Genomic DNA, 21,036 nt, shown 5'->3' on the forward strand with positions numbered 1-21,036 from the left:
ACCGCGGGGCAAAGCTTGTAACGTGTGTCACATTGCTTCGAGACACGGGCATCCCTGCACCGACCGAGAACCCCACAGGAGTGCGCATGCCGTATATGCCGATCACCGAATCGATGTTCTTGCTGGCTGAATCGCGTGAGCATCCGATGCATGTCGGGGGACTCCAACTGTTCGAGCCGGCGGAGGGCTCGGACGATCTCGGTGAGCAGATGTTCGAGGCGTTCCAGGCACAGACCGATGTGCACAAGCTCTTCCGGAAACGACCCGCGTCGCCCGTGGGGTTGATGGGCACCGTGCGGTGGAGTTACGACTCCGACGTCGACTTCGAGTACCACGTGCGACGTACGGTGCTGCCGCGACCCGGCCGGGTCAGGGAACTGCTCCGCTATGTCTCCGCGAACCACGGCGCGATGCTGGACCGGCATCGACCCATGTGGGAGCTCCACCTCATCGAGGGGCTGGCCGACGGTCGCATCGCGCTGTACACGAAGATCCACCACTCGCTGGTTGACGGGGTGTCTGCGCTGAAGCTGCTCGAGAAGACCCTGTCCCCGGACGCTGCGGCGCGATCCGGCCGCGCCCCTTGGGATCCCGAGCTGTTCATCAGGCGCCCCAGGCTGGAGTCCGAAGCCGACGAGGTGTCGCGGAGCATCCTCTCCGAGGGCTGGAAGATCGCCGGCGAGCTTGCCGGTTTTGCTCCCGCCACCGCCCGGGTCGGGATCCGGGCCGTGCGTGACCACAATCTGAAACTGCCGCTGCAAGCGCCACGCACCATGTTCAACGTGCCGATCGGCGGGGCCCGCCGCTTTGCCGCGGAGCAGTGGTCGGTGACGCGATTGAAGGCGGTCGCCGCAGGACTCGACATCACGATGAACGACGTGGTGATGGCGATGTGCGCGGGTGCGCTGCGGTCTTACCTCATCGATCAGAATGCGCTGCCGGAGCAGCCGTTGATCGCGATGATGCCGGTGTCGATGCACGCCAAGGACAGCGATTCGTCCGAGGGCAACGCAGTGACCGCGATCCTGGCGAATCTGGCCACAGATCAGCCAGACCCCGAACGCAGACTGGCAACGCTCGTCGATTCGACGCGATCGAGTAAACAGGTCATCCGCGAACTCAGCCCGTTGCAGGCGCTCGGCTTCGGTGCCATGGTCGCGGCACCGCTGGCGCTGTCGACGGTGCCGGGGTTCGTCCGCTACACCCCACCACCGTTCAACGTCATCATCTCCAATGTTCCTGGCCCGCAGAAAGACATGTACTGGAACGGCGCCAAACTCGACGGCGTGTATCCCGCATCGATCGCGTTGGACGGTCAGGCGCTGAACATCACTGTCGCCACCAACGGAGACATGGTGAACTTCGGGCTCACCGGTGCTCGTGCCGAGGTGCCGAGCCTGCAGCGACTGCTGACCCACCTCGACACCGCCCTCGAGGAGCTCGAAAAGCTTTGCGACATCGGGGCCTAACCGGACGCTGTCTGACTCGAACGTGCACGATGGGGGACGTTCGAGTACCAACGAGAGGACTTCATGGCCACCCCGACCATCTCCGCTTTCCTCGACGCCCTGAGTTCAGGTGATCTCGAGGTCATCGACCTGACCACCCCGCTCAGTGCCGACACCCCGGCGTTGCGGTTGCCCGAGCCCTTCGTCAACCTCATCGACTTCAGCCTGGAAGAGGTGAGCGCCTACAACGAACCCGGTCCGTTCTGGCGCCACAACAACATCCACACCGGCGAGCACATCGGCACCCACATCGACGCACCGGTCCACTGGATCACGGGCCGCGACGGCGACGACGTCTCGCAGATCCCCGTCTCGCGGCTCATCGGCCCGGCGGCAGTCCTCGACCTCACCGAGAAGGTGGCCGCCGACCCCGACTACCTCCTCACCGTTGCCGACGTCGAGGAATGGGAGAACAGTTTCGGACCTCTCGCCGTCGGCGCCTGGCTGCTGCTGCGAACCGGATGGGAATCGCGCGGCCATTCGCAGGACGCGTTCCTGGGCATCGACGACACCGGCTCGCACACCCCCGGCGTCGCCGTCGAGTGCGCCGAGTGGCTGGCAGGCCGACGCGAGGTCACCGGCCTCGGCGTCGAGACCGTCGGCGTCGATGCGGGATTGGCGGGTGGTTTCGACCCCGCCTTTCCGGTGCACAACTACTTCCTCGGCAACGACAAGTACGGGCTCACCTCACTGCGCAATCTCGGCCGACTGCCTGCCACCGGCGCGATGATCGTGGTGAGCCCGCTCCCCATCGTCGGCGGCACAGGAAGTCCGTCGCGGGTGCTCGCGATCGTCGACAGCGCGCCGCCCGAAGAGATCGGCGCCGACCAGGCCGGGGTGTGAGCACCTACGGACCCACTGTCGCCGACGTCGTCGGTCGAGTCCTCGCGGATCTCGGCGCGGGCCACTGCTTCGGCGTGGTCGGCAGCGGCAACTTCGTCATGACCAATGCCCTGCGCGCGGGCGGGGTCCCGTTCACCGCCGCCCGCCACGAGGGCGGCGCCGCGACCATGGCCGATGCCTACTCGCGGATGTCGGCGCGCGTGGGGGTGGTGTCCCTGCACCAGGGCTGCGGACTCACCAACGCGATGACCGGGATCACCGAGGCCGCCAAGAGCCGCACTCCGATGGTGGTGCTCACCGCCGACAGCCCCGCCGCCGCGCTGCGCTCCAACTTCCGTATCGACCAGGACATGCTCGCGCATGGTGTCGGCGCCGTCAGTGACCGGGTCTTCTCGCCCGACACGGTGGTCGCCGACGTCACCCGCGCCTACCGCACCGCAATCACCGGGCGGCGCACCGTGGTCCTCAACGTGTCCATCGACGTGGCTGCGATGCCGGCGTCGGTGGAGGGACCCATCGTGGCGTCCTTCGAACATCCGCGGGTGCGCCCATCTGCACCGGCGGTCGACGAACTCGCCACCGCGATCACCGCGGCTCGGCGACCCGTCTTCATCGCCGGGCGGGGTGCCCGTGACGCGCGCTCGGTTCTCGTCGAACTCGCCGAGGCCGCAGGCGCTTTGGTGGCGACCTCGGCGGTGGCGAACGGACTGTTCGTCGGCGATCCGTTCAACCTCGGCATATCGGGTGGCTTCTCGTCGCCGACGACCGCGGAGCTGATCTCCGACGCCGACCTCATCGTCGGCTGGGGATGCGCGCTCAATCAGTGGACGATGCGCCACGGCCGGTTGATCGGTTCGGACACCTGCGTGGTGCAGGTCGACGACGAGGTGGATGCGATCGGCGCGCACCGGCCGGTGTCGCTCGGGGTGGTGGGTGACTGCGCGTCGACCGCGGCTGACGTACTCGCCGAGATCCGGAACCGCGGATCGGGGGATCAGGCTCGGTACCGCACCGACGAGGTGCGCGCTCGAATAGCGGAAACATCACGCTGGCAGGATGTTCCGGTCGACGACATCTCGACCGGCCGGCGCATCGACCCACGTGCGTTGTCGATCGAGCTCGACGCAATCCTGCCTGCCGACCGCGTGGTGTCGATCGACTCCGGCAATTTCATGGGCTATCCGTCGACCCACCTGGCGGTGCCCGACGAAAACGGGTTCTGCTTCACCCAGGCTTACCAATCGATCGGCCTCGGCTTGTACACCGCCATCGGAGCGGGGATTGCTCAACCGGACCGGCTCCCGGTGCTCGGGACGGGCGACGGGGGGTTCCTGATGAGCATCTCCGAACTCGACACCGCGGTGCGCCTGGGTCTGCCGTTGGTGGTGATCGTCTACAACGACTCCGCCTACGGCGCGGAGGTCCATCACTTCGTCGAGGGTGATCACGACACCGTCACCTTCCCGGACACGGACATCGCCGCCGTCGCAAGAGGATTCGGTGCCGTCGGCGTCACTGTTCGCACCATGGCAGATCTGGAGGCGGTACGCGGGTGGATCGACGACCATGGCCGGTCCGGTGCTGCGCGGCCGTTGGTGATCGACGCGAAGATTGCCGACGACGGTGGCTCCTGGTGGTTGGCGGAGGCGTTCGCCGGTCACTGATCCATGACGGGCGGCGCCTGATCCGACCCCGAGCTGGCAAGATGGCCACCAACCCGTCGAGGAGGGGAATCAGATGGCAGGACATCGGATCTTCAGCACCAGCTTGGCCAGTATCTACCCGCACTACGTGGCCAAGGCCGAGCGCAAAGACCACACGAGGGACGAAGTCGACCAGGTCGTCTGTTGGCTGACCGGCTACGACGCCGACGGGATACAGCAGGCGATCGACGAAGAGATCGATCTGCAGACCTTCTTCGCGCAAGCACCTGCTTTCAACCCCAGCGCAGAACTCATCAGGGGTGTGATCTGCGGACACCGCGTCGAGGACATCGAGGACCCGCTGATGCAGAAGATCCGCTACATGGACAAACTCGTCGACGACGTCGCCAGGGGCAAGAAGATGAGCTCGATCCTGCGGGGCTGACGTCGGCGCGGCTGCGGGACCGATGTCACCGAACGCCGCGTCGGTCAGTCCTGTGGAGCCCCGACGATCGAATCGACGATGTCGGCAGATCGGATCGCCAGGTTCGACAGCAGTGTCGCGGTGAGTCCGTGCGAATGTTCCACACCGCCGTTCAGGTACACGTTGCCCTCGTGGGCGGTGGGTCGCCGGATGCGATAGTCCCGCGCGACCTGGGGCAGTCCTGAGTCGTCGAAGCAGTATTCCTTCTCGGGTTCGGCCAGTAGGTCACGCAGGTCGATCGAACGAAAGCCCGTGGCGTACACCACCGCATCCGCGGTGAGGGTCTGGGTGGTGGTCGTCGGAAGGTGATTGATCGTGACCCGGACGCCGTCGCTGGTCTCTTCGGTTTTCTCCGAATCCAGACGCGAGGCACCGTGGACGAACAACCGGCGGTTGCCCTGAACCTTCTCCTGGTATTCGCGGGCATACAACTCGGCGATGACCTCGGAGTCGACGGCGGAGTAGTTGGTGCTCCGGTGGTAGTCCAGCAACCGCTGGCGGACCTCGATGGGGGCCTCGTGGAAGTCGTCGACCGCCTCAGGGTCGAACACCCGGTTCGCGTAGGGGCTGTCGTCGGCGGGCGTGTACCCGTATTTACCGAAGACCGCATGCACCTGTGCGTCGGGGTAGGCGTCGTGCAGGTACGTGGTGATCTCCGCGGCGCTCTGCCCAGCACCGACGACCACGAATCGATGATGGGTCAGTTCGGGGAGCTCCTCGAGCTTTCCGAGCAGACCATGGCTGTGCCACTGCCGAACCGATGGTGAGACCTGTTCGGGTAGCACGGCACTGATGCCCCCACCCACCACCACGTTGCGCGCACGGACGGTGCTCTCGGATCCCGACTGGTCTCTGGTGTGGACGAGGAACTCGTCGCCGACGGCTTCGACCTGCGTCACCGAGGTGTCGTAGGTGACCTTGTCCTCGACCTGCCCGGCCGCCCAGCCCAGATAGTCCGAGAACTCGGCCCGCGATGGGAAGAACGTCTGGTGGTTGATGAAGTCGACCAGTCGGCCCCGCGTGCACAGGTAGTTGATGAAGGTGAAACGACTCTGCGGGTTTCGCAGGGTGACAAGATCTTTGAGGAAGGAAACCTGCATCTGGGCACCCGGGAGCAGCATGTCAGGATGCCACGCGAATGAGTCCTTGTTGTCGTAGAAGTGTGCGCGGAGTGGTTCCGCGGGGTGCGTCTCGTTGTGCTCGGCGACTGTGATGGCCAGGGCGAGATTGCTGGGGCCGAAACCGATCCCGAGGAGGTCTACGGGTGAAGTGTCGAGCGACATGCTGTTCAGCCCTTCGGAGAAAGAACGAGTGGGGAGTGCGCTGATGTGTCGGTCAGCGTGCGAGCGCGGCCTCGGTCATCCGCTGCAGATAGCGGTGATTGAGCCTGGCCCTCGAGATGAGCACCACGAAGTCAGCCATGTCGAAGTCCGAGTCGTAGGACGGTGGACCGCACACAGCAGCCCCGATGCGCATGCAGCCCTGCACCATCGGGGGGATCTTCACGCGACCTGGATCGGCGATGTCATCGAGCCCTCGACCATCGACGCTGACGGGGTTCTTCGGAGTCATGCGCAGGTCGGGATCGGAAAGGTTGAGGCCGTAGGCAAAGTCCCGGACCCTGCGGACCAGTGAGCCGCGGGGCCCGCCGTCCTCCATACGGACCGAGGCACATCCGATGGCGTGCTCATGACCGGTGAGCTCCTGGTACTTCAGGACTCCGGCCCAGAGCAAACCCATCACCGCTCCGCTGCGGTGTTCGGAATGGACGGCGGCGCGGCCCAACTCGACGAGGTTGGGCCTCATGGCGTCGAAACCCTCACTGAACTCGAAGATCGTATCGGTGAAGTAACCACCCGCTGCCACGGCGCCGTGCGGAGGCAGGAGCCGGAAGGTGCCGACCACCTCCCCCGAGGACTCCGCGCGGGCCACCATGTGGTCGCAGTGACTGTCGAATTGGTCGATGTCGATCATCTCGCCGGTGTGTTCGCCGCGCACCGCGTTGGGCAGGGTGGCCCCCATCTCGTCGGCAAACAGTTTGTAGCGCAGACGTTCTGCGTGTTCGATGTCGACGGGGTCGGTGGTCAGGCTGATGGAATACCCGTTTTCAGTGGCTGCGGGAATGAGCGGGGTGATCGTCATGGATGTGCACTCCTTCGGGGGCTGTGGCTGCGGATCGTTGGCGATCGGCACGGATGAGGCCGTAGACGGCGAACGTGAACACGGTCGCGGCAGCGGCTGCCGCGAGCAGAGCCGCCTGCAATCCCGCCGCGGACGCATCGCGGACCAGTCGGGTGATCTCGGACAGTGCGGCGTTGTACTGGTCCGGGATGAACGAGAGGATCTGGAGGCCGGCGCCGGAACCCAGACCGTCGGTGATGGCGGCAGACTCCGCGGGCGGGACGTCGACGGGAACGCCCCCGACCGTCAGTGAGGCCAGATCATCCTTGGCGCTCGACGTGGCGAAGTGGGTGAACAAGGCTCCCATGCCCGCTATCCCGATGACGGTGCCGATCTGCCTCGCGGTACTGACGACGCCGGTCGCCATCCCGGCGTCGGCTTCGCGGACGAACGTCAGGGCCGCGTCCGAGGCGATGGCGCTCATCATTCCGACTCCCAGGCCGGCGACGACCATCCCCGTGATGAAGTGTGTCCACCCGGTGTCGGCGGAGATTCCCGTCATGGCCCAGAGTCCCGCCGCGATGAGCGCGGTCGAGAGCGGCACCACCTGATGCATCGGTAGCTTGCGTGTGACGATCATCCCCACCGGCGCACCGACCACACATGCGATCGTCAGCGGCAGCGCCCGGACCCCGGCCTCGAACGGGGTGAACTCCAACGTGTTCATGAAGTACAGGGCCAGGTAATTGGTTGCGGCGATGAGGGTGCCGGAGGTGATGAATGCCGCGAGCGAGACGCCCGCGAATCCCGGCCTGCGCACCACCGACAGGTCCATCAGCGGATCACTCACGCGCAGTTCCCACAGCACGAATGCAACGGCAAACAACGCGGCGAGGGCGAACAACCCGAGGATCAGCGGCGAGGTCCAGCCTTTGGCGTTTCCTTCGATGATTGCGTACACCGCGGTCACCAAGGTGATGCTGAGGGTGACGGTACCCAGGACGTCCACCCGGCGGGTCGTGTCGCCCAGTGATTCCTCGACCCGCACGAGCGCGACCACCAGTGCAACCGCGCCGATCGGGATGTTCACGAAGAAGATCGATGGCCAGCCGAACGCGTCCACGAGTGCGCCGCCGAGGAGTGGCCCGGCGGCGCTGCCTGCGCCCATCACGGCTCCGTAGACGGCGATCGCGGTGGAGCGTCCCTTGCCCACGGGGTAGACGGCCGCGATCATCGGCAGCGAGACACCCAGCATGATGGCACCGCCGAGGCCCTGCACCACGCGCACCGCGTCGAGGGTGGTGATGTTGCCCGCCATTGCACAACCGATCGAGGCGGCCACGAAGAGTGCGAGACCACTGACGTACATTCGCTTGCGGCCCAAGCGATCTCCGAGAGTCGCCGCGGTGAGCAGGAACGCGGCCATGGGTAGGGCGTAGCCGTCGACCACCCACTGCAGACCGCTGAGGTCCGCCGACAGGTCGGACTGGATGTCGGCGAGCGCCGCCGAGACGATGGTCATGTCGAGGAGCAACATGAAGACGCCGAGGCACACCACGGTCAGGGTGGTGCGGGCGTGTGGAGCGCGGGCGCCCAGCGTGGTTGCCGACGTGGTCTGTTCCGGGGCGCGGTGACTCACCGGCCGCTCGTTCCCGCGGCTACCGCCCGGTCATCAAGCGTCGGGTCGTAGATCTCGAAGAAATCGGTCAATTCGGCCACCCCCCACTTGAATTGGCGTCGGTCGCACGGTGCGTACTTCGTGGTGCTAGGAATATCCGGTCCTGAGGCATTCGAAACCCTGGAGATATCAGATGGGTCGGCAGCGGAAGTTGCCGTGAATTACTTACCGGTCATCCGTACGAGTGCGTCGTGCACCGGCGTGAACTGCGAAGATGGCGAACGGCTTCCGTGCGAGGAGTTTTCCGAACTCGCGAAATAGAGGTCGATTTTTCGCATTTTCCGGAAACTAACGCATGATCCTGTTCATGAACCTGGTGGCGTCGTCGACAGATGTCGCCATCGTCGTGAAGTGGTCGTCTTCCGGATAGACGTGGACTTCCACCGGTTCGCGGTTGGCCACCATTTCGGAGACCAACGAGGCGGGGAACGGGATCGGCACATCGATGTCTTGCAGCCCGTGCCCCAGGAACACCGGCCGGTCGTAGCCGCTTGCGGGCGTCTCCATGTGCCGGCGCAGGACGCCGTAGGCATCGGGCAGCGATGACACCGGCTTCATGAACGCCGCCCGCAGGTCGCGGCCGTCCATGAGGTTCTTGAACGAGGTAAGGCACATCGTCTCCGCGGTATCGACGAGCTGGCGGCCGAGCGGGGTGAGCAGACCGTCCACATCCAGATCTCGCCGCGCGTCGCGTAGGCCGGCCACGATGTACATCGCGTAGGTGGTCAGACCGGCGGGGAGGATCACCGGCGGAAACCCGGGTCCGCCGAACTGCACGAGCCACTCGATGTTCGCGGGGGTCCCTGTTCCTACGACGCCGCGGTAGTCGAGTCCCGATCCGGCATCGAGTTCGGTGGCGCGCCTGCCCGCGTTCAGCGCCGCTCCGGCACCCTGGGACTGACCGGTGATGGCATATTTCGGTGACAGGGGCAGCCCCATCTGATGGGCGGCCTTGACCGAGTCGATGACCGAACTCGCCTGCACCCGTGAGTTCAGGTAACTCATCAGCCCGGGTGTGCCCTGGCCCGCGTAGTCGGTGCCCACGATGGCGTATCCCTGGGCGAGCCAGTGCTCGAGCAACGCCAACACTCGCGGTCCGAGTCGGTTCGCGGACGGCGTGCAGTCGTCGCCCAGTCCGACGGTGCCGTGGGCCCACGCGATGACCGGCCAGCCCCCTGGCGGCGCCTGACCCCGGGGGACATAGACGAAAGCGGTGCTGGTCGCCCGATCGGTGTGCTGGTTGGGCGTGGAGTAGAGGATTCGGAAAGCGTCCCCGACCGGTGCCTGCACCAACTCTGGATCCAGAGGCACCGATCGGATCAGGGTGCCGGGCACATCGGGGATCGGGCCGTCGTACTGTCGGGCGTCGAGTCCGGACCACCGTGGCTGATCGTCGACAACGGGTGCGGGCGCGGCCAGAGCGGTGACAGGCACCGTCAGCAGTAACAGCGCCAGTGCGAGAACGAGAGCCCGGGCACCCACATCTCGACGTTAGGCGATCGAAGCACCGTACGTAAGGCCTCCGAGTGCAGAAGCTAGGGTGTCGGGGTGTCAGATGAGCCGGCGGAGGAACGCCGAACGCATGAGCAGTTCGGGTCGGCCCATGCGCCGATGCCGATCGAACTGCCGCTCGACGATCAAGAGGCCTCCACCGACGTCGACTTGAAGACCCAGCTCATCCGGTTCGTCATCACCGGAGCCGGTTCGGGCATTCTCGACTTCGGGCTGACGCTGCTGCTGCAATACGTCTTCGGCGCCCCTGAATGGGCAGCCAAGGCGGTTGGTTTCGTCTGCGGAACGACGATGGCCTACCTCATCAATCGGCGCTGGACGTTCCGTGCGGAGCCGAGCGCCGCACGTTTCTTCGCTGTCGCACTGCTCTATCTGGTGACGTTTGCGGTGCAGGTCGGCATCTACACGGGCCTGTCGCGGCTCTGGGATGAGCAGATCCACTGGAGCCTGCTCGCCTTTGTGATCGCTCAGGGTACTGCGACGGTCATCAATTTCGTGGTCCAGCGAGCGGTCATCTTCAAGATCCGGTAGTCCGGTCTTGGTGGGTTCTGGTGAGGGCGACCTGGCGGAGACGAAGCCGGAGGCGAAGCTCGACCAGTGTGTCGGGTCTCCAGAACCCACCATCTTCGGGGTGTCAGAGGGTGTTGACCCACGCGAGACGGTCGGACGACAGCGAGAAGGTGTCCTCGAACAGGACGACGTAGGTTCCCGCCGGTGAGCCCTGCCGGGAGTCGAAGCACACGTCGCCCGCGGTCTGCCCGCCTGGCGCGATCTCCCCGGAGTTCAGCGGCTCCCGTTCCGGGGCGAAGGTCGCATCGCGGATGGTCCCCGTCGCGTCCTGCAGACTCCAATCGATGTAGCTGTTGAAGTCGTTCTGCTTGTCGCCGACGTTCTTGATGGTGACCGTGCTGCAGAGATAATTGCCGAACGTGGTGTTGACGGGAGTCAATGGCGCGACGGTGTATTCGAGATTGTCGCGGGTGATGGTGTCGCCGCCGACCGCGACCGTGTCGTCGTCGAGCTTGCCGGGGAACTCTGGTCCGGTGGCCTCGGGAGCAGCGCTTCCGGCTTGCGATGTCTGAGATGCCTTGGTGACACTGGTGTCGCTGTCGCCACCGACGCTGGTGGCGACGATCGCGGTGCAGGCTCCGATGAGGAGTACCGGGACCCCGACGACGATCCACGGCCAGACCTTGCGCTTCTTCTTCGGGGGCGGCGAGTAGGGGCCGGCGCCGTACGGCTGGTTGTAGGGCTGATGGTCTCCGGGCTGACCTGGATTGGTCATGGCAGATCCTCCTGTTTGCGAGGTGTTCGGGGTCGAGAAACAGCACATCGCAGACCGGCACCCGGGCGCCTCGGCCGAACGGTCGGGCCGGGTCATCCTTTGGGCCGGAAGTTGCAGCGGGTCGGACCTTTCGGCCGATCACGGACCGTCGGAGTCACCCCGTAGCCTCCTACCGTGACCGCAACTTCCGGGGAGATCGTCCGCCGCCGCCTCTGGACCACCGGAGCGGTGTGCCTGAGCGTGTTCGGGTCGTTGCTCGGGGTCTCGCTCACCCAGGCGTCGGAGACGATCCCGGAGTGGAACTCCTGGGTCGGATTCCTGCTCAACCTGGGTGCGGCCGCCACGCTCGTCTGGCGGCACCGGGCACCGACCGTGGTAGTCGCTGCATGTGTTATTGCGCCATTGTTCTTCGCGACCGACGCGACTGCGGCGCTGATCGCGCTGTATGCCCTCGCGCAGTCGGAACGCGGCCTGCGGCTGGCAGCGGGAACGATTGCGGTGTATCTGGCCTCTGCGGTGTCGCTGACCTACGATGCCCATCGCACCCGCGACAACTCGCTGCTCACGATCGGATCACCCCGGGCCGAAGAAGGGATGCCCAAACCGAACTGGGATATCCCGCTGTGGATCCCGTGGATCGTTGCGGCCGTGGTGGTCGGGATCGTGTTGACGGTTGCGCTGCTACGGCACACCCAATTCCAGCTCGCCCGCGCAGAAATGAGCCGCGATCGGGCGACCAAGCAGACCGACGTGATGCGCGACGAGATGATCAGGACCGAAGAGCGGACCCGCATCGCCCGGGACATGCACGACACACTCGCGGCGAGCCTGAGCCGGATCTCATTGCTGGCGGGCGCTGTTCAAGTGGGCGGCACGGACAATCCGGAGAAGATCGTCACCAATGCCTCGATGATCCGGTCCACCGCCCATGAGGCGCTCGACGAACTCAAGAACATCGTCGGGGTGCTGCGCGGATCGTCGCCGGCCGGGCGCGGTGGCCATCAGGGGATCGACGGGGTAGCGGACCTGGTGCAATCGGCACGCGCCGCCGGGGTGCACGCCACTCTGTTCACCGACCTCGCACCCGGAACGGTCGGCACCGTGTCCGGCCACGTGACGTACCGAGTGGTGCAGGAATCCCTCACCAACGCACAGAAATACGCAAGTGATCAGACCGTCCGGATCGCAATTACCGGTGCCGACGTCCACGGCATCCGGATCAACGTCCGCAACACGTTGAGCGCCCGGCCACCGGCGGTACCCGGCGGTTCGCGCGCCGGCCTGCGCGGCCTCGCGGAGCAGGCCCACAACATCGGCGGCACGTTCCAGGGTGGCGTTCTGGGCAACGAGTTCGTCCTGGATTGCTGGCTGCCCTGGTACGCCTGATCCCGCGCAGTCGATGTCGCAGGGGCGGACTACTCTGATCCCATCATGACCGGAACCAGTGTGATCACCGTGCTGATCGCCGACGACGATCCCTTTGTGCGGCGCGGGGTCTCGGACATCTTCGCCGCCACCGATGACATCACGGTCGTCGCTGATGTCGACGACGGTGATCAAGTCGTCGGCGCCGTCCACGTCCATCGGCCGCACGTGGTGCTGATGGATTTGAAGATGAAACGAACCGGCGGCCTCGAGGCGACCCGTCAGCTGATGACCTACCCGTCGCCGCCCAGGGTGATCGCGATGACGGCCATGGATGTCGATGACCTGGTGGTGCAGGCAGTTTCGGCCGGTGCGCACAGCTTCCTGAGCAAGGACGAGGCGCCGGAGACCTTTCAGCAGTCCGTGCGGGCCGTCGCGGCAGGCAACACGTTGTTCAGTCAGGAATCGCTACGTCGGATCGTCGCGGCCGGGTCGCCGCACGCGCCTGCCCCGCCGGCGGATCTGTCCATGCTCAGTCCGCGCGAACTCGACGTCCTACGGGCGGTGGCCTGTGGGATGTCCAACGCGAACATCGCCACCGAGCTCTTTCTCAGCGAGACCACCGTCAAGACCCACATCTCGGCGGTCTTCACGAAACTCGGCACCCAGAATCGCGTGCAGGCAGCGCTTGTCGCCTTCCGCGCCGGCCTCGTCAGCTAGCCCGATCTTGGTGGGTTCTGGCGAGGCCCACCTGGGGAAACGCTCACCAGAACCCACCAAGATCGGGGTGTCAGCCGTTGACCTTGCTGATCACCGAGTCGGCGAACATGTTGAGATTGTCGATCTTCTTCTGCAGCGGCTCGGTGTCGTTGCCGACGATGTAGGGGATCCGGAAGCCGACGATGACGTCGGTGATCCCTTTGTCTTCCAGGCGCTTACAACCGTCGGGTGTATAGGCGTCATAGGAGATGACGTGGATCTCGAAGGGGTCGTTGCGCTTTCCCTCCCCCTTGCGGATGTCCTGGATCTTGTCCAGGAGTGCGTCGAGCTCTTCGGGCTGCCCGCCGCCGTGCATCCACCCGTCGCCGCGGATCACCGCGCGCTTGAGGGCCAGATCGGCGTGTCCGCCGACCAGCAGGGGGATCGGCTTGGACGGCGCCGGATTCATCTTGATCTTCGGGATGTCGTAGAACTCGCCGTGGAACTCGAAGTACTCGCCGGTGCTCAGGCCACGGATGATGTCCATGCATTCGTTCATCCGCTTGCCGCGCCGCTTGTAGTCGACGCCCATGATGTCGTAGTCCTCGGCCCACGGGCTGGTCCCGACCCCGAGGGCGAATCTGTTGTTCGTCATCACGGCCACCGACATGGCCTGTTTGGCGACAAGCGCAGGCGGCCGGATGGGCAGTTTGAGAACGAACGGGTTGAACCGGATCTTTTCGGTGACCGCACCCATGGCAGCCGCCATCACGAAGGTCTCGATGAACGCCTTGTCCTCGAGGAACTCCCGGTTGCCGTCTTCGGTGTACGGATACGTCGAGTCGGATTCCTCGGGGTAGGCGATCGAGTCCGGGATGGTGAATCCTTCGTACCCGGCCGCTTCCGCGGCCTTGGCCAGCGGCAGATAGTAACTCGGATCGGTCATCGCCTCGGCGAAGGTGAACCGCATGCAGATCCTCCTAGATTCGTCCCTTCGTGATAGTAGAACACGTTCTAGTTTCACCCGGAAACGTTTTGCTCAGTTGCCTCCGGGGAAGGTGACGACGTCGTAGGTCAGCGGCATCTCGTCTTTGCGGTCGGGACCCGAGACGGGCGGACCGAATGCGGGGGGATTGCCGGTGGTGACCATGGCGTTCACCGCGTCGTCGCCGGCGATCACGTTGTCCAACGTGAATGACTCGAAGACGAACGGCAAGCCGTTGGACGCCAGAGGATCCACGCCGTCCATGAGGTGGAAGTGCAGGTGAGGCGAATCGCTGTTGCCTGAGTTGCCCAACAGGGCGAGCTTGTCGCCGGTCTTCAATTCCTGGCCGACCTTCACAGCGACGCTTCCCGGCTGGAGATGGGCGTAGAAGGCGTAGTGGCCGTTGCCGATGTCCTGGACGACATGGTTGCCGCCGTACTGGTCGACCGTCAGGCCGGTGGGATTGGCGCCGGGGACCTGTTCCGGCAGATCGTTGACCACGGCCACCACCTTGCCGTTTGCCACGGCGTGGACGTCGGTGCCGAAGTACGCGTAGCTGGCGGTTTTGCTGATGTCACCGGTGAACAATCGGCCCTGCGGATCGAGTTGGACGAAGTCGATGGCAAAGCGTTCCGGAGCCCAGTACTTGCCGTTGAGTGGACTGACTGCCGTCCGATGCGCGGTCATCCCGCAGCACCCGTTGCCGTCGACCCAGCCGGCGCCGGTCAGGGGCGGCGCGATCGCCATTGCGGTCTTGTCCTGAACCGGAGTCGTCGAGCTGACAGTCATCGTCTTGGGCAGCAGCGGGGGTATCGCCTCGGCGATCTCGACGCTGATCTCGTTGTCGATCTGGGCCGGCGCGGCCGTGTCGGCGGGCACGGTTGCGTCCATCCAGATCTTGGCCGCCTGCCCTGGTGCCAATGTGGTGGTCTGGTCGGTCGCTCCGAACTTGAGCATCCATTGCGCGACCTCGTCAGGTCCGAGATCGACAAGGGTCTCGCCCGCTGCCTTCGCAGTCACCCCCGTGATGGTGGTCGGCTGCGACAGGGTGTTGATGACCTGCAGCTCGTATGCCATGTGCTTGCGGTTGTCGGTGCCCAGCACAGGGATGGGGTCGGCAAGTGTGGACGCGACGATCGCTGTCAGTTTCACCGGGGTCGATGTGGCCGGCGCCGGCGATGAACCGGCGGACGACGATGCGGAGCTGCTGTCGGAGTCGGAGTCGGAATCAGAACAAGAAGCAAGAGCCAGAGTGGCCACGCACGCGATACCCAAGAGTTTGACGGTCGGTCTCATTGTCTGAGATTAATGGCCCGTAGCAGGTCATGCGCATACTTTGATCAAGGTTTCCCGAAGCGTTCACGTCGGCCGAGAGTTTGCAGGTGAAGCCATTCGCGGAAGCCCGGGACGTCTCGCTGCTGAACCAGGAAATACCAGCCGAAACGGGCGTACTCCTGGGGCAGCAACTTTCGCATGCCGGGACGACTCATCAGGTACCCGCGGTTGCGGTAGGTGAAGAACCGTTTCGTCTCGTTGTCCGGGTACTGGGTGTGCATCCGGCCGCCCAGGATGGGCCGGAACTCGTCCGCGCCGTCAGGGTGCAGGTAGGCGGTGGTCAGGCAGGTCCCGAAATCAAGACCCGAGCGGACCAGTCGTCTGTGCATTTCGACCTCGTCGCCGCGGACGAACAGACGCAGGTCAGGGACGCCGACCGCGTCGATGGCGGCGGCGGAGAACAGCGCGCCGTTCATCAATGAGGCAATCCCTGGGAGCAGCTCGGAGGCCTCGCCGTCTTCGAAGAGTTCCGACCGTTTGCGGCGCCAGACCAGGCCCCGCCGTAGGGGGAAGGCGAGGGTGTCGGGATCGTCGATGTTGCAGACGACGGGGGAGACCTCCGAAAGGCCATGTGAGACGGCGCATTCGAGCAGGATCCCGAGAACCTCTGGCCCCTCGGGTCTGCCGTCGTCGTCGGCACACCAGACCCAGTCGGCGCCCAGCGCCAGCGCGTGCAGCATGCCGAGCGCAAACCCGCCTGCCCCGCCGAGGTTGTGCTTCGACCCGATGTATGTGACGGGAACCGACTGTGCAGCAACGAGTTCGGCGACCGCGGAGTCGTCGTCGTTGTCGACGACCACCAGGTGGTCGACCGGCCGGCTCTGGGAGGTGAGGACGGTCAGGGATTGGCGCAGCAGTTCGAGTCGTTTGTGGGTCACGACCACGGCGACGATCCGTGGATCGGCGGTGCCCTTCGATCCGGCGTCAGCCATCCCGTTTGACCTCGGCCATGACCTCGCGCACGTGGCGAGCGGCGTCGGGACCCTCGTAGGCGTTCACCACTTCTTCGATACCGCCGTCCATGCGAATGGTGCCGTGATCGATCCACAGGGCCCGGTCGCACAGCTGTGCCAGGAACTCGTTCGAGTGGCTGGCGAACACCAGGATTCCCGACCGTTTCACCAATTCCTCCAGCCGGACCCGGGCCTTCTTCATGAACTCGGCGTCGACGGCACCGATCCCCTCGTCGAGGATCAGGATCTCGGGATCGATCGAGGTGACCACACCGAGTGCGACACGGACCCGCATGCCGGTGGAGTAGGTACGCAGCGGCATCGCCAGATAGTCACCCAGCTCGGTGAACTCGGCGATGTCGTCCATCTTCTTGAGCATCTCGCGCCGGCTCATGCCCAGGAACATGCCGCGGATGACGATGTTCTCGTAGCCGGAGATCTCCGGGTCCATGCCGACCCCGAGGTCGAACACGGGTGCCACTCGACCGCGGATGGAGCACGAACCCCGGGTCGGTTCGTAGATGCCCGAGAGCAGGCGCAGCAGCGTCGATTTGCCGGCCCCGTTGTGGCCGACCAGGCCGATCCGGTCACCGTGTTCGAGATGCAGGTTGACCTGTTTGAGCGCCTCGACCACCACGACGTTGGACTCGTTGGCTCCGATCACACCCCCGGCGCGGCCGAGCACCGACTTCTTGATGGACCGGGTCTTGGCGTCGAAGATGGGGAAATCGACGCAGGCATCCCAGGTATCGACTCGAACTGAACTCATGACCTCACACCCAATACGCAACGCGAGCACGGTAATTACGCAGAATCATCAACGCCAGAACCCAGCCGGCAATGGTGCACGCGATGACGATCAGCCAGTGATAGAGCGCCACTGATTCACCGAGCAACGGACCGCGGGTGATCTCGAGGTAGTGGTACATCGGGTTGATCTGGACCAACTTGACGCGGCTGGAGTCGGCTCCGACGTTCTTCTCGAGATCGGTGGCACTCCAGATGATGGGCGTCATGAAGAAGACGAGTTGCACTGCGGTGGCCAGCAATTGGCCGATGTCGCGGAATCTGGTGGACAGGATGCCGAATACGATCGAGACCCACACCGCGTTCAGGACCAGAAGCGCGATGCCGGGTAGCACCAGCACAACGGTCCAGTTCACCGGCTGGGGGAAGATGATCAGCAATACCGCGTACAGCGGGATGTTGTGGGCGAAGATGATCAGCTGCCGCCAGGTGAGGCGGTACACGTGCACGCTCAGCGGGGCGGGGATCTGCTTGATCAGTCCCTCGTTGGTCGTGAAGAGCTCGGCACCCTCGAGGATCGACCCGGAGATGAAACCCCAGAAGATGAAGCCGAGCATGACGTACGGCAGGAAGCTGCTGATCTCGTTGCCGAACAGCTGGGAGTAGAGCAATCCCATCGCGACGGCCGTGACGGCGGTGGCGATGGTGATCCACAGCGGACCGAGCAGTGAGCGGCGATAGCGCTGCTTGATGTCCTGCCAGCCCAGGAGTAGCCAGAGTTCCGACTGCCGAAATCCCGACGACAGGTCGCCGAAGGCCCTGCGAAAAGTCCGTGAATTGGACTCAGCTGGTGGCGGACGCACCGGCTCGGGATCGACTGCTGTTGACACGAGAGACGACCCTACCGCGACGACCGAGGTGTCAGAGATACTGCCCGGTGCCGGGGACCCCGTGCTGCCCGGGCTGACCGCCACCGAGTTGACCCGTCGGGAGCTGCCCTTGACGCATCTGCTCGAGCTGCGCACGGGCCGCCATCTGCTGGGCGAACAGTGCGGTCTGGATGCCGTGGAACAGACCTTCGAGCCAGCCGACGAGCTGGGCCTGGGCGATTCTGAGTTCGGCGTCGGTGGGCGTGACGTCGTCGGTGAACGGCAGCGCGAGCCGTTCGAGTTCCTCGCGCAGCTCGGGGGCGAGGCCGTCCTCGAGTTCGCGGATCGAGGAGCGGTGGATCTCCTTGAGCCGGACGCGGCTCGCCTCGTCGAGCGGAGCGGCCCGCACCTCTTCCAGCAGCTGCTTGATCATGGTGCCGATCCGCATGACCTTGGCGGGCTGCTCGACCATGTCGGCGACCCCCTGCTGTTCGTCGCTGCGGGCCTGCTCGGCCTCCGCGGACGGGACGACAACGATGCCCTCGTTGCCGTCGGAGGGGGAACCTTGGCTGAAAATATCGTCGACCATGCGTCCATTGTCCAGATGCGGTGGTTTCGGATCTGCGGCAGCCCCACAACCTGGGTGCGAGGTCGGAGTGACGGTCTAAGGTGGCTGCCATGGCTTATGACGTCGCCCGGGTTCGGGGTCTGTTCCCGTCCCTCGGCGATGGTTGGATCCACCTCGATCCGCAGGCGGGCATGCAGATCCCGGATTCGGTGGCGACCACCGTGTCCAAGGCCTTTCGTGGGCTGGTCTCCGAGCCCGGCGGCATCTATCCCGCGGCCAAGCAGTCGGCGGGAATCATCGATGCGGCCCGGCAGGCAGTGGCGGACCTGGTGAACGCGGACCCCCGCGGCGTAGTGCTCGGACCATCGCGTGGACATCTGCTGAATGTGCTTGCGGAGTGTTTGAACACCCGCGTGTGGCTGGGGTCCGAGGTGGTGGTCAGTCGACTCGACGACGAGGCGAACGTACTGCCGTGGCTGCGCGCCGCGGATCGTTTCGGAGCGAAGGTGCGTTGGGCCGAGGTCGACATCGAGAACGGTGAACTCCCGGTCTGGCAGTACGAGGGGTTGGTCAGCCGCTCGACCAGCGTGGTGGCGATGCCACTGGCGTCGTCGACCATCGGCACCGTCGTCGACGTCGCGACGGCGGCAGCCACGGTGCACGCCGTCGACGGACTGCTCGTGGTGGATGCGACGAGCGCAGCTGCATATCTGTCGCTCGACATCGAGGAGCTGGGCGCCGATGTGTTGGTGGTGAGCGCGTCTCGGTGGGGCGGCCCGTCGACCGCGGCACTGGTGTTCCGGAACCCCGAACTGCTGACGCGGGTGCGATCGATGTCACTCAAACCCGACGCAGAAGGGCCGGAAAAGCTCGAGGTCGATGGCCACCAACACGCGTTGCTGGCGGGGCTCGTGGCCTCGATCGAGCATCTGGCAGGTCTGGACGAATCGGCGGCCGGCACCCGGCGCGAGCGTCTGGTGCAGTCGATGACGGGTTTGGCCGACTACTCGCAGCGGTTGCTGCAATACCTCCTGCATTCGCTGCGTCAGCTGAACCTGGTGTCCGTCGTCGGAGAAGCGGAGGCCCGGATCCCGGCGGTCAGCTTCACGGTCTCCGGTGTGACGGCGGACAAGGTGGTACGCCGGCTCGCCGACAACGGGATCTGTGCTCTCGCGGACGTCAACAGCCGGGTCCTCACCGGCATCGGGGTCGGGGACGTCGGTGGTGCCGTCACGATCGGTCTCGGGCCCTACACAACGCCCTACGAGGTTGATCAGCTCGTGCGGACCCTGGGTTCCCTCGGCTAGCCCGATTTTGGTGGGTTGTGGCGATCAAAACCCCCAGGTCGGCGTCGCCAGAACCCACCACTTCCGGGTCAGAGGGTCAGCAGAATTTTCCCGGTGACCTTGCCGGAGTCCAACAAAGCGTGGGCCTTGGCGGCGTCTCCGAGCGGAAACGTCGCTCCGACAACGGGTTTGACCCTGCCTGCCGCGATCATCGGCCAGGTGGTCGCGACCGTGTCGGCGACGATGGCGGCCTTGTCCTCCAGGTCTCGGCCCCGAAGCGCTGTCGCGTGGATCGTTCCGCGTTTCGCGAGTAGTGCGCCGAGATTCACCTCGGCCTTCACCCCGCCCTGCATGCCGATGACCACGAGCCGACCGTCTTTGGCCAGTGCAGAGACGTTGCGGGCCAGATACTTTGCGCCGATGATATCGAGGATGACGTCGGCGCCACCGTGCGACTTGATCACCTCGAGGAAGTCGTCGTCGTGGTAGTTGATGGTGATGTCGGTTCCGAGGTTGCTGCACAGTTCGAGTTTGTCCGCAGAACCAGCGGTCACGGCGACCGTCGCGCCGAGCTCTTTCGCCCACTGGATGGCATGGGTACCAATGCCACTTGCCCCGCCATGCAGGAGGATGAGCTCACCCGGCTGCAGATGGGCGGTTCGCTTGAGGTTCGAGAGCACCGTGCAGGCCACTTCGGGGAGGGCCGCGGCGTCCACCACGTCGACACCATCGGGGACCGGCAACACATGGCCCGCGGGCACGGTGACGTATTCGGCATAGCCGCCGCCGGCGAGCAGGGCGCAAACTTCTTGTCCGGGTGACCACGAGTCGACGTCGGGGCCGAGTTCGTCGATGGTTCCAGAAGCCTCCATGCCGATGATGTCGCTGGCGCCCGGCGGCGGCGGATAGTTGCCCTGCCGCTGGAGCAGGTCGGCGCGGTTCACGCCGGCGGCCGCGACCTTGATCAGGACTTCGCCCGGTCCGGGACGCGGCTTCTCCACTTCGGTGACCACCAGGTTCTCGGGTGGACCGAACTCTGTCACCGTGATCGCTCGCATTGTGCCCATGCTCCACTGATACCCCAGTTGTGACACTCTGTGTCGAATAGTGGCGTCAACCGGCTAGGTTGCGAGGAGTAACCTCAGAGTTTGTAAA

Annotated in this window: 20 protein-coding genes; 8 read left to right on the forward strand and 12 right to left on the reverse strand. The window is 65.1% G+C overall.

The window, feature by feature from the left end; genetic code table 11:
• Positions 1 to 86: 86 nt before the first annotated feature.
• The 4 genes from BH683_RS11505 to BH683_RS11520 all read left to right on the forward strand — a co-directional run bounded on the left by BH683_RS11505 (position 87) and on the right by BH683_RS11520 (position 4,439).
• On the forward strand, positions 87 to 1,469 hold the full coding sequence (locus BH683_RS11505; protein WP_084836405.1) for a wax ester/triacylglycerol synthase family O-acyltransferase: 1,383 nt from the start codon (positions 87 to 89) through the stop codon (positions 1,467 to 1,469).
• A gap of 63 nt (positions 1,470 to 1,532) precedes the next feature.
• Positions 1,533 to 2,351: a cyclase family protein gene (locus BH683_RS11510; protein WP_084836406.1), complete on the forward strand. Its 819-nt coding sequence runs from the start codon at positions 1,533 to 1,535 to the stop codon at positions 2,349 to 2,351.
• Complete coding sequence (locus tag BH683_RS11515; protein WP_084836407.1) at positions 2,348 to 4,015, forward strand: thiamine pyrophosphate-binding protein; 1,668 nt, start codon at positions 2,348 to 2,350, stop codon at positions 4,013 to 4,015. The genes BH683_RS11510 and BH683_RS11515 overlap by 4 nt, the downstream gene beginning before the upstream one ends.
• A 73-nt stretch (positions 4,016 to 4,088) precedes the next feature.
• Complete coding sequence (locus BH683_RS11520; protein WP_084836408.1) at positions 4,089 to 4,439, forward strand: DUF2200 domain-containing protein; 351 nt, start codon at positions 4,089 to 4,091, stop codon at positions 4,437 to 4,439.
• A gap of 44 nt (positions 4,440 to 4,483) precedes the next feature.
• Here the strand turns inward: BH683_RS11520 and BH683_RS11525 are convergent, their stop codons facing one another.
• The 4 genes from BH683_RS11525 to BH683_RS11540 all read right to left on the reverse strand — a co-directional run bounded on the left by BH683_RS11525 (position 4,484) and on the right by BH683_RS11540 (position 9,759).
• Complete coding sequence (locus tag BH683_RS11525; protein ID WP_084836409.1) at positions 4,484 to 5,761, reverse strand: SidA/IucD/PvdA family monooxygenase; 1,278 nt, start codon at positions 5,759 to 5,761, stop codon at positions 4,484 to 4,486.
• A gap of 52 nt (positions 5,762 to 5,813) precedes the next feature.
• The gene (locus tag BH683_RS11530) at positions 5,814 to 6,620 is read right to left on the reverse strand and encodes a GNAT family N-acyltransferase (RefSeq protein WP_084836410.1); all 807 of its coding nucleotides are present in this window, start codon (positions 6,618 to 6,620) and stop codon (positions 5,814 to 5,816) included.
• Complete coding sequence (locus BH683_RS11535) at positions 6,586 to 8,238, reverse strand: MFS transporter (protein WP_094647416.1); 1,653 nt, start codon at positions 8,236 to 8,238, stop codon at positions 6,586 to 6,588. The genes BH683_RS11530 and BH683_RS11535 overlap by 35 nt, the downstream gene beginning before the upstream one ends.
• A gap of 327 nt (positions 8,239 to 8,565) precedes the next feature.
• Positions 8,566 to 9,759: a lipase family protein gene (locus BH683_RS11540; RefSeq protein ID WP_084836411.1), complete on the reverse strand. Its 1,194-nt coding sequence runs from the start codon at positions 9,757 to 9,759 to the stop codon at positions 8,566 to 8,568.
• A gap of 129 nt (positions 9,760 to 9,888) precedes the next feature.
• On the opposite strand from BH683_RS11540, the gene BH683_RS11545 reads away from it, so the two are divergent.
• Entirely contained in the window at positions 9,889 to 10,320 is a 432-nt protein-coding gene (locus BH683_RS11545; protein ID WP_084836412.1) for a GtrA family protein, read from the forward strand.
• Positions 10,321 to 10,423: 103 nt separating this feature from the next.
• Here BH683_RS11545 and BH683_RS11550 read toward each other — a convergent pair whose 3' ends face one another.
• The gene (locus BH683_RS11550) at positions 10,424 to 11,074 is read right to left on the reverse strand and encodes a DUF4352 domain-containing protein (RefSeq protein WP_084836413.1); all 651 of its coding nucleotides are present in this window, start codon (positions 11,072 to 11,074) and stop codon (positions 10,424 to 10,426) included.
• Between the two features lie 174 nt (positions 11,075 to 11,248).
• On the opposite strand from BH683_RS11550, the gene BH683_RS11555 reads away from it, so the two are divergent.
• The gene (locus BH683_RS11555; protein ID WP_246833324.1) at positions 11,249 to 12,460 is read left to right on the forward strand and encodes a histidine kinase; all 1,212 of its coding nucleotides are present in this window, start codon (positions 11,249 to 11,251) and stop codon (positions 12,458 to 12,460) included.
• A gap of 45 nt (positions 12,461 to 12,505) precedes the next feature.
• On the forward strand, positions 12,506 to 13,159 hold the full coding sequence (locus BH683_RS11560) for a response regulator transcription factor (protein WP_084836414.1): 654 nt from the start codon (positions 12,506 to 12,508) through the stop codon (positions 13,157 to 13,159).
• A gap of 70 nt (positions 13,160 to 13,229) precedes the next feature.
• On the opposite strand, the gene BH683_RS11565 is transcribed toward BH683_RS11560, so the two are convergent.
• The 6 genes from BH683_RS11565 to BH683_RS11590 form a co-directional block, all read right to left on the reverse strand.
• Positions 13,230 to 14,108, reverse strand: a complete 879-nt coding sequence (locus BH683_RS11565; protein WP_084836415.1) for an LLM class flavin-dependent oxidoreductase — start codon at positions 14,106 to 14,108, stop codon at positions 13,230 to 13,232.
• Between the two features lie 69 nt (positions 14,109 to 14,177).
• Positions 14,178 to 15,419, reverse strand: coding sequence for a M23 family metallopeptidase (locus tag BH683_RS11570; RefSeq protein ID WP_084836416.1), 1,242 nt, complete (start codon positions 15,417 to 15,419; stop codon positions 14,178 to 14,180).
• A 44-nt stretch (positions 15,420 to 15,463) separates the two neighbouring features.
• On the reverse strand, positions 15,464 to 16,390 hold the full coding sequence (locus BH683_RS11575) for a glycosyltransferase family 2 protein (protein WP_084836417.1): 927 nt from the start codon (positions 16,388 to 16,390) through the stop codon (positions 15,464 to 15,466).
• A complete protein-coding gene (locus BH683_RS11580) occupies positions 16,383 to 17,180 on the reverse strand; it encodes an ABC transporter ATP-binding protein (protein ID WP_084836451.1) in 798 nt (265 codons plus the stop codon). The genes BH683_RS11575 and BH683_RS11580 overlap by 8 nt, the downstream gene beginning before the upstream one ends.
• A gap of 4 nt (positions 17,181 to 17,184) precedes the next feature.
• Complete coding sequence (locus BH683_RS11585; RefSeq protein ID WP_084836452.1) at positions 17,185 to 18,048, reverse strand: ABC transporter permease; 864 nt, start codon at positions 18,046 to 18,048, stop codon at positions 17,185 to 17,187.
• A 31-nt stretch (positions 18,049 to 18,079) separates the two neighbouring features.
• The gene (locus tag BH683_RS11590; RefSeq protein ID WP_084836418.1) at positions 18,080 to 18,616 is read right to left on the reverse strand and encodes a bacterial proteasome activator family protein; all 537 of its coding nucleotides are present in this window, start codon (positions 18,614 to 18,616) and stop codon (positions 18,080 to 18,082) included.
• Between the two features lie 89 nt (positions 18,617 to 18,705).
• Between BH683_RS11590 and BH683_RS11595 the strand changes: the two genes are divergently transcribed.
• Positions 18,706 to 19,902, forward strand: coding sequence for a cysteine desulfurase-like protein (locus BH683_RS11595; protein WP_084836419.1), 1,197 nt, complete (start codon positions 18,706 to 18,708; stop codon positions 19,900 to 19,902).
• A 68-nt stretch (positions 19,903 to 19,970) separates the two neighbouring features.
• On the opposite strand, the gene BH683_RS11600 is transcribed toward BH683_RS11595, so the two are convergent.
• Positions 19,971 to 20,939: an NAD(P)H-quinone oxidoreductase gene (locus tag BH683_RS11600; RefSeq protein WP_084836453.1), complete on the reverse strand. Its 969-nt coding sequence runs from the start codon at positions 20,937 to 20,939 to the stop codon at positions 19,971 to 19,973.
• Between the last annotated feature and the right edge of the window lie 97 nt (positions 20,940 to 21,036).

It is taken from the genome of Williamsia sp. 1138, from assembly GCF_002095435.2.
Lineage (GTDB): Bacteria > Actinomycetota > Actinomycetes > Mycobacteriales > Mycobacteriaceae > Williamsia.

Coding starts and splice junctions, on each gene's coding strand:
- BH683_RS11505 (WP_084836405.1), top strand. CDS start 87: ATGCCGTATATGCCGATCACCGAATCGATGTTCTTGCTGGCTGAATCG.
- BH683_RS11510 (WP_084836406.1), top strand. CDS start 1,533: ATGGCCACCCCGACCATCTCCGCTTTCCTCGACGCCCTGAGTTCAGGT.
- BH683_RS11520 (WP_084836408.1), top strand. CDS start 4,089: ATGGCAGGACATCGGATCTTCAGCACCAGCTTGGCCAGTATCTACCCG.
- BH683_RS11525 (WP_084836409.1), bottom strand. CDS start 5,761: ATGTCGCTCGACACTTCACCCGTAGACCTCCTCGGGATCGGTTTCGGC.
- BH683_RS11530 (WP_084836410.1), bottom strand. CDS start 6,620: ATGACGATCACCCCGCTCATTCCCGCAGCCACTGAAAACGGGTATTCC.
- BH683_RS11545 (WP_084836412.1), top strand. CDS start 9,889: ATGCCGATCGAACTGCCGCTCGACGATCAAGAGGCCTCCACCGACGTC.
- BH683_RS11550 (WP_084836413.1), bottom strand. CDS start 11,074: ATGACCAATCCAGGTCAGCCCGGAGACCATCAGCCCTACAACCAGCCG.
- BH683_RS11560 (WP_084836414.1), top strand. CDS start 12,506: ATGACCGGAACCAGTGTGATCACCGTGCTGATCGCCGACGACGATCCC.
- BH683_RS11565 (WP_084836415.1), bottom strand. CDS start 14,108: ATGCGGTTCACCTTCGCCGAGGCGATGACCGATCCGAGTTACTATCTG.
- BH683_RS11570 (WP_084836416.1), bottom strand. CDS start 15,419: ATGAGACCGACCGTCAAACTCTTGGGTATCGCGTGCGTGGCCACTCTG.
- BH683_RS11575 (WP_084836417.1), bottom strand. CDS start 16,390: ATGGCTGACGCCGGATCGAAGGGCACCGCCGATCCACGGATCGTCGCC.
- BH683_RS11580 (WP_084836451.1), bottom strand. CDS start 17,180: ATGAGTTCAGTTCGAGTCGATACCTGGGATGCCTGCGTCGATTTCCCC.
- BH683_RS11590 (WP_084836418.1), bottom strand. CDS start 18,616: ATGGTCGACGATATTTTCAGCCAAGGTTCCCCCTCCGACGGCAACGAG.
- BH683_RS11595 (WP_084836419.1), top strand. CDS start 18,706: ATGGCTTATGACGTCGCCCGGGTTCGGGGTCTGTTCCCGTCCCTCGGC.
- BH683_RS11600 (WP_084836453.1), bottom strand. CDS start 20,939: ATGCGAGCGATCACGGTGACAGAGTTCGGTCCACCCGAGAACCTGGTG.